Here is a 12,271-nt window from a genome sequence, read left to right on the forward strand (position 1 = left end):
ATCTTATCCTATTTTACCACTTCTGTCCATGCACAAATTGTCACATGTCATGGGTTTATCGTTACTATTATCATTGTTCACAGGTAATATTCCGTAAAATGTTTTTTGTAAACAAAGTTCACAGAAAAACCTCTGATCCTGGTATGATACTTTCCTTCCGCATTTCTTTCTGTTAAAATAAAGTTCAGAAAAAGGGGGAACGTTTTTCATGCAGATCATCACCAACACAGCCGGAAAAGAACTGAAAAAGCACGGCGACAGTGCATTTCCGTGCCTGGTAAGCTATGAATGTCTTTCCGGATATGAAACCGGATCTTTTCTGTGGCACTGGCATCCTGAGATAGAGCTCACTTATATAGAAAAAGGTGAAATGCTCTATAAAGTCAACCAGAACACCTTTCACCTGAAAGAAGGCCAGGCACTTTTCGGCAATGCCAATGCCCTGCATGCAGGATATATGTACCATGAGCAGGACTGCAGATATATTCCTGTTACTTTTGATCCGAAACTGATCTACGGTTTCTCGGGAAGTGCCTTATTCCAGAAATATACAGAGCCGATCCTTCGCAGTTTTTCCCTGTCTGCTGTACCTCTGGATTTTTCCAGCGAATGGCATAAAGGCGCAGTGAAAGATATCCGTGAAATCATCGCTCTGGACTGCAAACGTGAACCAATGTACGAATTTGACATGATTGCCAGACTGCAGCATTTCTGGAAAACTCTCTGCAAGAACATGCTTGATAAAGCAACAGCTCCTTCCGGTCAGGATGAGGAAAATTACCGCCGCATCCGAAGGATCATGTCCTATATTGCAGAGCATTATTCTGAAAAAATCCTCCTGGATGATATCGCAGGACTGATTCACTTAAGCCCCAGTGAATGCAGCCGTCTTTTCAAAAAGTGCATGAACATTACGCTGTTTGGATATATCCAGGAATACCGGATTGAACGCAGCCTGGAATATCTGGAGGATTCCTCCTGTTCTATCACAGAAGCAGGTTTACTATCCGGTTTTTCGGACTCTAATTATTACACAAAAGTATTTACGAAAATAAAAGGCTGTACGCCAAGGCAATACAGAAAAAATCAGGAGCTGTGATTTCTCACATGCTCCTGATTCGTTAAAACAGCTCTTTCATAGTCGGATACAGTTTGCGGAATTTCTGGTATTTCTCCTCATATTTGGCAACCAGTTCTGGATCCGGCTCTACGGTATCTACGACTTTAACCATTTTTTTGCAGATAGTCTCTACATCCGGGTATGCGCCGCAGCCTACTGCTGCCAGCATTGCGCCACCCATGGACGGACCTTCCTCATTCTCCGGCACATCAACTTTCAGGTTCATCACATTTGCGATGATCTTTTTCCAGAGAGGACTCTTAGCTCCGCCGCCGCAGATCTTTGTGCGCTCGATATTGATTCCAAGGCTTCTTGCAACCTCCAGGGAATCACGAAGTCCGAAAGCAACACCCTCCAATACTGCCTGTGTCATATCTGCTCTTGTGGTATCCATGGACATTCCGAAAAATACGCCTCTTGCATCCGGGTTGTTATGCGGAGATCTCTCTCCCATCAGATACGGAAGGAAGAATACCTGATTCTCACCAAGCTTCCGGATCGGTGCCTGCTCTGCCACGAAATCCTTTGTCTTAAGAATCTCCTCAGACCACCATTTGTTGCAGGATGCAGCACTTAACATGCAACCCATAAGGTGATAGCTTCCATCTGCATGGTCAAAAGAATGAAGTGCATTGTTTTCATCTACTCCGAAATCTTTGCTGGAAATAAAGATGGTACCGGATGTTCCAAGGGAAATGTTGCACTGACCATCACCAACCGTTCCTGTTCCAACAGCTGCTGCAGCATTATCGCCTGCTCCTGCTACAACTTTCACATCTTCTGAGAAGCCAAGCTCTTTCGCTACTTCCGGTTTCAGAGTTCCAACTACCTGCCAGCTCTCATACAGCTTCGGAAGCTGCTCCTCTGTGATATGGCAGATCTCAAGCATCTCTTTTGACCAGCAGCGATTCTTCACATCAAGAAGGAGCATGCCGGAAGCATCGGAAACATCTGTGCAGAAAGATCCGCTTAAACGATATGCAAGATAATCTTTCGGAAGCATGATCTTTACTACTTTTTTGAAATTCTCTGGCTCATTTTTCTGCATCCAGAGGATCTTCGGTGCTGTAAATCCTGCAAATGCGATGTTGGCTGTGTACTGGGAAAGTTTGTCTTTTCCGATGACTGTGTTCAGATATTCTGTCTCCTCGCCTGTACGTCCGTCATTCCAGAGGATCGCCGGACGGATCACATTGTCATCTTTATCAAGTGTTACAAGGCCGTGCATCTGGCCGCCAAAACCGATTCCTGCTACTTCTTTGCGGTCGATTCCTTCTGTGAGTTCTTTGATCCCTTCCATGCTCTGGGTGAACCAGTCTTCCGGATTCTGCTCAGACCAGCCCGGATGCGGAAAGAACAGCGGATATTCTTTTGATACGATGTTGCAGATCTTTCCGGATTCTTCCATAAGAAGAAGCTTTACAGCTGAAGTTCCAAGATCAACGCCAATATAATACATAATATTTTTTTCCTCCTGTAAATACAGAAACCGCGGCTCTCAGTTCGCAGCGTCTGCACGCCTGAGAGCTCGCGGTTTCTGAATCGTACTTGATTTAGCAGGATCAGTCCGCATCTGCGGATGATCTTATCTGCCTGTTTTAATTATCTCCAAGGATTTTCTGTCGGATATCTTACGCCTGCCGGCTGGTTGTAACCGATCTCCTCAACCGGTACACCGATGTATTTGAATACCTCGAAGAGAGCTTTTCCGTGATGTCCGAATGCTACAGCTCCATGATGTGGGAAGCCTCCCTCGATCAGTACATGGCGGTAGAAACGTCCCATTTCCGGAATTGCGAATACACCGATAGCTCCGAAGGAACGTGTTGCAACCGGAAGAACTTCACCATGTGCAATGTATGCACGAAGCTTGTTGTCAGCTGTGCTCTGCAGACGGTAGAATGTGATATCTCCAGGTTTGATATCTCCCTCAAGAGTTCCGTTTGTAACTTCAACCGGAAGGGATCTTGCCATGATCATCTGATATTTCATCTCACAGAAGGACAGCTTGCTGGATGCCGTGTTTCCACAGTGGAATCCCATAAATGTATCCTGAAGTGTATAGTTGAATTTGCCTTCAATGGACTCTTTATACATATCCTTCGGTACGGAGTTGTTGATATCAAGAAGTGTAACGATATCGTCACTTACAACCTGTCCGATGAACTCACTTAATGTTCCGTAGATATCAACCTCACAGGATACAGGAATGCCCTGTGCTGTCAGACGGCTGTTTACATAACATGGAACAAATCCGAACTGTGTCTGGAATGCCGGCCAGCATTTACCTGTCAGTGTTACATATTTACGATATCCTTTGTGATCTCTTACCCAGTCTTTCAGAGTCAGCTCATACTGTGCAAGTTTCGGAAGGATCTCCGGTTTCTTGTTTCCTGCGCCAAGCTCTTCTTCCATCTCTTTAACGATTGCCGGGATTCTCTCATCACCTGCATGATTGTTGAATGCCTCGAAAAGATCCAGCTCTGAGTTCTCCTCAATCTCTACGCCAAGATTGTAAAGCTGTTTGATCGGTGCGTTGCATGCAAGGAAGTTTGTAGGACGCGGTCCGAAGCTGATGATCTTCAGGTTGCTTAAGCCCTCGATTGCTTTTGCGATTGGAAGGAAGTCATGGATCATATCTGCACAGTCTTCTGCGTCACCTACCGGATACTCCGGAATATAAGCTTTTACGTTACGAAGCTGCAGGTTGTAGCTTGCGTTCAGCATACCGCAGTAAGCATCTCCACGTCCCTGGCAAAGATTGTCCTGTGTTTCTTCTGCTGCTGCGATGAACATCTTCGGTCCCTCGAAATGTTTTGCAAGAAGTGTCTCGGAAATCTCCGGTCCGAAGTTTCCAAGGTATACGCAAAGTGCATTACATCCCGCTTTTTTGATATCTTCAAGAGCCTGAACCATATGGATCTCGCTCTCTACGATACAGACCGGACACTCATAGATATCTTTTGCATCATATTTCTTTGTGTAAGCTTCTACAAGAGCTTTTCTTCTGTTTACGGAAAGGCTTTCCGGAAAGCAGTCTCTACTGACTGCAACGATTCCAACTTTAACTTCTGGCATGTTGTTCATAATTCATTCTCCTTTTTTGAAAAATACCTCTCTGCACTTGAGACAGGCAGATCATTAATTACTTTTATTTCATCTCTGAATGGTTCTGAATATTTCTCAGTCAAGTGTGATATTCTCACCTTTCAGGCCGTTGAATGCGCCTTCGATCTTCGCATCCTCATGGGCAATGAGCCATTTATTTTTGGCTGTCATAAGACCATCCTCACCATCTTTCGGCATCGGGAAATCGATGTCTGTGTTGGTTCCTCTTGGAAGAACGACTACACACTGGAATCCGCTCTCGTTCACATGGCATGGTGCATAGTGAAGAGTTGTTGCATAAACCTCGATTCCTGTTCCTGCCGGCACAAGGAATGCCTCGATCTTAGCTGTGTCATATGTAAAATCCGGTTCAATATCCTGCTGATGTCCGATGAGCAGTACCAGATCTGTCACTGCTACGTTGATCTCGGAATTGCGGTGGTATTCTACAGCATTCAGTTTCCTGTTGTGACCGTTGCAGTACCCGATCTCGATGGGTAATCCGCCGAAAGCTCTGTTTCTCAGGTCTTTCTCCACCTCAAGAGCTTCAAGCTCCTCTACAGATGGAACGTATACGACATCTTCCGGAACCGGTGTATGTTTCATCTCTTTCAGAAGTGCACTGAAGTTGTATCCTTCCAGAACTTTTCCGTATTTGCGGAAAGCCGGATCTGTTACTTTCTGAATTTTCACGGTTTTAGCCTCCTTATAGAGTTACTGTTTCACAGCTTCATTCGCTGTTTCGTTTTCAACTGAAAAAAGCATACCACATCATGGTATGCTTTTCGCCGTTTTTCTTGTCTCATTCATAGCACTTTTTTGACATTTTATTTTTTCTGGCGTTCCACCTTGCCCGGCAGGATGCCGTACCGTTTCACAAATTCCTTGGAAAAAGCCCTGCTGCTTGCAAAACCGTTGTCAAGTGCGATAAAACTGATCGTATGATCGGTATTCAGAAGCTCTTTATAGGCATACGCCATGCGGATATCCTGCAAATATGTCTTAAAATTGACCTTCGCATACTTACGGAACATTCTCGAAAGATATGCGTCAGAATATCCGAACATGGCTGCAAGGCCGGAAAGCCTGAGATCTTCTTTGTAATGCTCTCTCATATAAGTGGTAATTTTTGACAAAGCATCCAGTCTACGGCTGTTTTTCAGCTCACTTTCCTCCACCTCTGTGACCCTGTAGGTGGAAACCATGAGATAAAGAATCTCGTAAAAGACAGCCCTGGCACGGAACTCATAGCCTGTCTCCCTGGATACATACACCCGATATAATTCCCGGATCAGGAAAACCATGCGGCTGTCGTTTTCCGTTGAGCCTGCATTTATCTGTTCCGCTTCTGTTCCTTCAGATGTGAAACGTAAAGTCTTATTCTGCGAAGTGTTTCCACTATGAAACCTGATAAACCTCTGCGCTGTAAAATAATCCGTAAACTGCTTCAGCGGGATCTGCAATACAATCGTCTCATTCCGCACCGGTGCCTGGATAGAATGTACTTCATTGGAATTAATGATCAGAAACTCTCCTGCCTTCAGCGGATATTCCACCTCATTAATATAGAAAGAAAGATTTCCTTCCATCACAGTAAAAATCTCGATAGATGTATGCCAATGTTTTTCCCTGACATAATTTCCGTTTCTTCCTTCAAAGAGAAAAAGTTTGAAAGGAAGTCCCTCATTGGGAATGATCAGTTCATGCTGAAACTCCATAGCCCGCCTCCTTTTCCCGCTGTTTCGTCTGTACCCGACGTACCATACTTCCATAAAATGCTGCAAGGATCTGCTGGAACAAAGTTCCGATCATAACCGGAAACAGTACTTCTGCCGGAAAATACGCTCCTGCAATTACAGCTCCTGCACTGATGTTTCTCATACCAGAACCATAGATCATGGAAACTGTGGACTGTTTATTCTGCTTCGTGAAAATCGCGATCAGCCAGCCGATAGCATAACCTCCAGCTGCCAGAACAAGGATCGTTGCTGCTACTTCCAGTCTTTCTCCATTGAGGTGTTTCATATACGGGGAAACCTTGGAGGAATTGGATGTCACCACGAATATCAGGCATATTTTTGAAAAAGGAGCCAGTTTGGATGGCCAGGTCTCCATTACTTTTCCATGGCTGAACTCATTCAGACACATGGCAAGGACTGCCGGAAGAGCGATCATAAATACCAGCTCTTTCATCATTCCCATGGTATCCATCTTCACACTTGATCCTACCAATATCTTCAGAGCTGCAGGGATCAGAAACGGGGCCAGGATCGTATCGATCACAACCAGGGAAAGAGAAAGCGGACTGTTTCCATTATAGATCGACACCCACATTAAGCTGATCACAGCTGTGGGAACTGAAAATTCCAGAACCATTCCTGTGATATAATTCGCATTTCCAGGAAACAGAAGATGTCCCAGACCGCAGGCGATCATCGGTACAAGAGCATGAAGCACAAGCAGCATCAAAATCAGCGGAAGAGGTCTCTTAAATACATCTGCCACATCCCTGAATCTGGACTTCAGTGCACCGACAAACGTCATAAATGCAAAAGCATAAGTAACATACGGTACACCATGCTTCGCAATATCCGGAAAAAACACGCCCGTCAGAAGACAGACAGGCGTTACAAAAGCCATCCATTTCTCTATAAAACTGTTAAATTTTCCCAGCATATTCCACCTCATTGCATTTTTACTTTATTATCTGTTTTCTTTATTTCAGTTTAACATAAATTTAGTTCAACGCAAGAGAAATATAATTTACAGGACTGGACATATATCTGTATTATGATACAATATAACCAATTTTGTCACTGAAATTTTAATCATATGTTAGGAGCACTATATCTATGAAAAAGAACAACCGACAACTGTGTTTTTATTCCTTTACAGTCACTTTGCTGACTCTGCTGCTTCTGTTCTGGCATTACGGATACGCACCTTTTGGCGATAATTCCTTGGCCTCACACGATGCCGGCATCCAATATCTGAACTTTTATTCCTATTTTAAAGATGTTTTATCCGGAAAAAACAGTCTTACCTATACCTTCAGCAAAACTTTGGGCGGTAACTGTATCGGTGTCTTCAGTTACTACCTTACTTCACCTTTTATGCTGCTTTCTGTATTTTTTAAGAAATCACAGCTCCATAGTTTTTTTGACCTTCTTGTAATATTGAAGCTTTCCCTTGCCTCTTTTACATTCTGCTGGTTTCTTATTGGCCGCTTCCGGAAATATCTTGCAGACAGATCTGACCTTGTCAAAAATTCCTGTATTGTCATACTGTCTGTAAGCTACGGACTCTGCCAGTACAATATTGCCCAGAGCAGCAATCTGATGTGGCTGGACGGTGTTTATATGCTGCCTCTGATCCTTCTTGGAGTATACCGGCTTCTTTATTCGGGATCTGTCTGGAAACTCACTGTTCCGGTTGCATTATCCATACTTTTCAACTGGTATATCGGCGGCATCAACTGCCTTTTTTCCGGGATATGGCTGCTTCTGGAACTCTGCATTTATCTGATCTCATCAGATTTTTCAAAGAAAGCCATAAGTCACTGCCTCCGTTCCATTGCACGCTACCTGACAGCTATGATATCCGGCGTATTATGCAGCTGCGTGCTGTTCCTCCCTACAGTTTCTGCCATGCGAAATTCCAACAGAGGAGCACTTGATTTTTCCACGCTGCTGAATTTTAATTTTACCGGAAATTTCTCCACTGTTTTGTCCAATTATGTTTTTGGCTCTGTCAGTAAAGAAGGAAGTGTTTCCCTGTTCTGCGGAACTTTTGCCATAACCGGACTGATCGCACTTTTTCTGTCCGGAAAAGTTTCCGCAAGGCTGAAGACTGTTCTGGGAAGCTTCGCAGTACTTTTTGTCATGATCCTTTACTGGGAACCTTTTTACACTGTATTTTCGCTGTTTAAAGCGGTCAGCAGCTTCTGGTATCGTTATTCTTACCTGACGATCTTCGGAATTCTTTTTATTGCCACATTCTTTTATCTTGCGTTCCTTGATAAAGAAAGCCCGTTTATTCTGATCCGAAGCAGTGTTATTTTTGCCGGGCTTCTGCTCCTGCTGCGTCATAATGCAAAAGGAGACAATGCTCTTCAGCAAACCTGTACTACTGTTCTGATCGCCTTTTTTACAGCTGCTGCATTTTCCATATTTACTGCATTTACCAGACAGCAGCTGAACCTGTACCGCTGGACTGCTTTTATCGCCGCTGCCGGCCTGATTCTGGGAAGCACTGCCTATAACACCAAGCTTCTGATGGATGAATATCATGTTTCTGAAGATGCCAGCTATAAACTTTATTCAGCCATTACTCAGAAACAGATCAGTGATATCCAGAACATGGATCAGAGTCTGTACCGTATTTCACAGACTACCACGCAGAAAATGCTTCCAAGTAATACTACTTCCAACTATGATGAAGCTTTCGCTTTCAATTACCGCTCGATTTCAGGCTACACCTCATCCCCCGATGATAACCAGCGTGATTTTCTGGAACATATCGGTTATACCAAATGCGGAGAAAACATGAATATTACCAATGCATCCGTGATTGGTGCAGATGCTCTTCTTAGTGTAAAATATACTCTGTCTCCTTATAAGATCAATGGACTTGAAGAAGTTTCTTCCATAGATAATGATCAGGACAAAAAAATATACCGGAATCCCTACGCTCTTCCTATGGGACTGATCTACACGGATTCCCGGATCAAAAATGAAGAAGCAGATATATCCAATCCTTTTGAGTATCAGAATTACCTGTACAGCCTGCTATACGGCAAAAAGGTTTCGGTTTATGAACCGCTGGATTTTTCCAGAACTTCTGAAGGTGATTCAAAAAAACACAAAGCACAGTCCTACTCCATTGATCTGAAGCAGGGAAATTATGTTTTCTATGGAAATATTCCGTGGGATGCTCTCATGGATAAGGCCATGCTCACTGTAAAAAATAAATATAAAACCAGATACTCCTGGTGGCTGGCTCCGTCTGTGTTCTATATCCCGGCAGATCAAAATGAATCGCAGGCAACAGTTTCCATCAGCTCAAAAGCAGGTTATTACATACGTCCTGACGCAGAACAGTTCTATGGTCTGAACCTAGATACACTTTCTCAGGTTACTCAAAAGATTTCATCCAGTCAGCCAGATGAACTTACCATAGAAAACGGATACGTACATGCTGTCTGCAATGCCACATCTGACAACCAGAGGCTATATCTCTCTGTCCCGTACGATAAAGGCTGGAATGTTTATCTCAACGGAAAGAAAGCCTCCTATGATCTCATTGACAACTGTATGTATTCCATTCCTCTTGAAAAAGGTGAAAACACGATTGAGATGAAATATACATGCCCGGTGCTCTATGCTGGCATTGCTGTTTCTGTTTTTGGAATCCTGTTGACAATTACCGTTACTTTAGCAGAAAATAAGAAACGGAGGTTTAAAAAATGATTTCTTTGATTATACCATGTTTTAATGAAGAAGAATCCCTTCCTCTTTTTTATCAGGAAGCGTCTTCTGTCCTTTCAAAAATGGACTGTGACTATGAATTTATTTTTGTAAATGATGGTTCCAGAGACCGAACCCTTGAGATTTTAAAAGAACTTTCAGAAAAAGATCCCCATGTGATCTATCTTTCTTTTTCCAGAAACTTCGGAAAAGAAGCTGCCATGTATGCAGGCTTCTGCAACGCCGAAGGTGATTATGTGGCAGTTATGGATGCCGATCTTCAGGATCCGCCGTCTCTTCTTCCTGAAATGATGAAGAAACTGGAATCCGGCGAATATGACAGTGTTGCTACAAGACGTGTCAGCCGTGACGGTGAGCCACCCATCCGGAGCTTTTTTGCCCGGAAATTCTATCAGATCATCAACAAGATCTCCGATGCGGATATTGTTGACGGTGCCAGAGATTTCCGCCTGATGAAACGCAGCATGGTGGATGCCATCATCTCCATGAGCGAATACAACCGTTTCTCCAAAGGAATCTTCGGATGGATCGGTTTCCGTACATATTGGCTCCCATATAAGAATGTCGAGCGTGTAGCCGGTGAGACAAAATGGAATTTCTGGAAGCTTTTTAAATATGCAGTCAGCGGCATCATTAATTTTTCCCAGGTTCCCCTGACTATTGCTTCCTGGTTCGGGACTGCCATGACCGGATTTTCTTTCCTGACACTTCTTACTATTATTATAAGAAAACTGATCTTTGATGATCCGGTTCAGGGCTGGGCTTCCATTATCTGCGTGATCATCTTCATCGGCGGCCTGCAGCTTTTCTGTCTTGGAATTATGGGACAGTACATAGCCAAAACTTATATGGAGGTCAAGCACCGTCCCCACTATATTATATCAGAGTCCAATAAGAAGGACTTTACTCCCGTACACTGATCTTTCTATTCTGTCGGCAGCTCTACCACCTGATATTCGTGGCCGAGGGCCGGCAGAATTTTTTCTTTTACATCACTGGTTTTCATCAGAAGACTTGAAGTATTGATACATGGATGGCACCCGAAATATTTCTCTTCCAGCACTTCCCTGTCAATTACCAGACGAACTCTTTTTTCTTTATCAAAGATCAGTCCCATCAGACTAAGTGAACCTGGTGTGATGTTCAGATACTCTTCCATCTGCTCCCCGTCTGCAAAAGAAAGCCTTGCTGTTCCGATCTGTTTGGACAGAAACTTCGTCTTAAACGGTTTTTCTGCCGGGATCAGAAGCAGATAGAAATCGGTTTTCTGACGATTGCAGAGAAACAGATTTTTACATATTTTCGCACCCAGAAGTTTGTCTACTTCCTCGCAGGCCTCCATTGTCATCAGTGCCTCATGATCTACTCTTTTATATTCAATTCCCAGACTGTCCAGAAAATCATACACCCGGATTTCTTTCTCCAGACGTCCTGACGAATCTTCCGGTCTTCCTGTGTAGATGGTTTTGTCAATTCTTGGTTCTTCCATGATTTTCCCTCCCGTTTTTATTTTATCTTACAAGCAGCTGTCCGCAAAAAACAGCCAGAACTCCAAGTATCGCACTTAATATCACATAAAGAAGTGCAAGTCCTGTCTGTCCTTTTTCCATCATGGCTCCTGTCTCATAGGCAAAGGTTGAAAATGTTGTAAAGCCTCCGCAGATCCCTGCTTTCAGAAATAGTACAAGCCTTGGATTCAGGGCTGTATTTTTTGCAGCTGCAGCTGCAACGATTCCAATCACAAATGCTCCGATTACATTGGTGATCAATGTTTTTACAGGAAATCCCTGACTGGTCTCTATGGGCAGAAGTCCCAGAAGATATCTGCACACAGATCCAATGAAGCCTCCCATTCCTACAAATAAACAGTTTATCATCGTTCTTTCCTCCCACTGCATTATAGCAATCCGCCAAACGATCTGCAACCCGGCAATGTTTGAAGAATAATACATCCGCAGAAGTTCAGTTCATGATATACTGAATTTACAAACTCACAGGAAATGTCCTGCTTCACATAGATTTCTCAACTCCTGTACAACCATTGCACCAGAAAGGAAATCAATATGAACAACCGAACTGCCGTTAATCACAGAATCCGCAAGCATTTCAATGAGCTGATCTACAATGTAGCCCGTTATACTGAGATCGTTCTGTCCATTGTGATCCTGATTGTGATCGCACTGTCCGGTCTTCGGCTAATCTATACAACAGCCGGTACTTCCATACTGAATATGGACACGGACTTTTTTACCACCTTCCTGTCACAGGCTTTGTCCCTTGTGGTAGGTGTTGAATTTGTAAAAATGCTCTGCCGCCATTCTGCACAGACTGTTGTGGAAGTTCTGCTTTTTGCCACCGCAAGGCAGATGGTCGTGGAACATCTTGATCCTACCCAGACACTAATCGGAATCATTGGAATTGGCATTCTTTTTGCCATCCGAAAGTATCTCATGACAGACAGCGATGACATGACCCCGCATCTTCATGAGGAAAAAAGCGAAAAGTCAAGACCACCCGCTTAGCGGGTGGCTTGCTCTGTCCCTATAAGGGACTATTC

11 protein-coding genes are annotated in these 12,271 nt (G+C 43.7%); 4 read left to right on the plus strand and 7 right to left on the minus strand.

Going from position 1 to position 12,271, the window contains the following annotated elements:
• Positions 1-208 precede the first annotated feature (208 nt).
• Positions 209-1,099, plus strand: a complete 891-nt coding sequence (locus HFM85_RS15060; RefSeq protein ID WP_173739056.1) for a helix-turn-helix transcriptional regulator — start codon at positions 209-211, stop codon at positions 1,097-1,099.
• Between the two features lie 22 nt (positions 1,100-1,121).
• On the opposite strand, the gene xylB is transcribed toward HFM85_RS15060, so the two are convergent.
• From xylB to HFM85_RS15085, 5 genes are all read right to left on the minus strand, one after another.
• Positions 1,122-2,579 carry a xylulokinase gene (gene xylB / locus HFM85_RS15065; RefSeq protein WP_173739057.1) on the minus strand — a complete coding sequence of 486 codons (1,458 nt, stop codon included), beginning with the start codon at positions 2,577-2,579 and terminating at the stop codon, positions 1,122-1,124.
• Positions 2,580-2,722: 143 nt separating this feature from the next.
• On the minus strand, positions 2,723-4,207 hold the full coding sequence (locus HFM85_RS15070) for an L-fucose/L-arabinose isomerase family protein (RefSeq protein WP_119239178.1): 1,485 nt from the start codon (positions 4,205-4,207) through the stop codon (positions 2,723-2,725).
• Positions 4,208-4,303: 96 nt separating this feature from the next.
• Positions 4,304-4,921, minus strand: coding sequence for a DUF4867 family protein (locus HFM85_RS15075; protein ID WP_173739058.1), 618 nt, complete (start codon positions 4,919-4,921; stop codon positions 4,304-4,306).
• A gap of 134 nt (positions 4,922-5,055) precedes the next feature.
• Positions 5,056-5,946, minus strand: a complete 891-nt coding sequence (locus tag HFM85_RS15080; protein ID WP_173739059.1) for an AraC family transcriptional regulator — start codon at positions 5,944-5,946, stop codon at positions 5,056-5,058.
• On the minus strand, positions 5,930-6,904 hold the full coding sequence (locus tag HFM85_RS15085) for a bile acid:sodium symporter family protein (RefSeq protein ID WP_173739060.1): 975 nt from the start codon (positions 6,902-6,904) through the stop codon (positions 5,930-5,932). The genes HFM85_RS15080 and HFM85_RS15085 overlap by 17 nt, the downstream gene beginning before the upstream one ends.
• 176 nt (positions 6,905-7,080) lie before the next feature.
• Between HFM85_RS15085 and HFM85_RS15090 the strand changes: the two genes are divergently transcribed.
• Together HFM85_RS15090 and HFM85_RS15095 are read left to right on the plus strand one after the other, a co-directional pair.
• On the plus strand, positions 7,081-9,696 hold the full coding sequence (locus HFM85_RS15090) for a YfhO family protein (protein ID WP_173739061.1): 2,616 nt from the start codon (positions 7,081-7,083) through the stop codon (positions 9,694-9,696).
• Positions 9,693-10,634, plus strand: coding sequence for a glycosyltransferase family 2 protein (locus HFM85_RS15095; protein WP_173739062.1), 942 nt, complete (start codon positions 9,693-9,695; stop codon positions 10,632-10,634). Before HFM85_RS15090 ends, HFM85_RS15095 begins: the two co-directional genes overlap by 4 nt.
• A gap of 5 nt (positions 10,635-10,639) precedes the next feature.
• On the opposite strand, the gene HFM85_RS15100 is transcribed toward HFM85_RS15095, so the two are convergent.
• Both HFM85_RS15100 and crcB read right to left on the minus strand, forming a co-directional pair.
• Positions 10,640-11,203 (minus strand): prolyl-tRNA synthetase associated domain-containing protein, encoded by a 564-nt coding sequence (locus HFM85_RS15100; protein WP_173739063.1) that lies wholly within the window; start codon positions 11,201-11,203, stop codon positions 10,640-10,642.
• Between the two features lie 22 nt (positions 11,204-11,225).
• Positions 11,226-11,591, minus strand: coding sequence for a fluoride efflux transporter CrcB (gene crcB / locus HFM85_RS15105; protein ID WP_173739064.1), 366 nt, complete (start codon positions 11,589-11,591; stop codon positions 11,226-11,228).
• 186 nt (positions 11,592-11,777) lie between these two features.
• On the opposite strand from crcB, the gene HFM85_RS15110 reads away from it, so the two are divergent.
• Positions 11,778-12,236, plus strand: coding sequence for a phosphate-starvation-inducible PsiE family protein (locus HFM85_RS15110; protein WP_173739065.1), 459 nt, complete (start codon positions 11,778-11,780; stop codon positions 12,234-12,236).
• The last annotated feature ends 35 nt before the right edge of the window (positions 12,237-12,271 follow it).

This window comes from Blautia schinkii (assembly GCF_013304825.1).
GTDB lineage: Bacteria > Bacillota > Clostridia > Lachnospirales > Lachnospiraceae > Blautia_A > Blautia_A schinkii_B.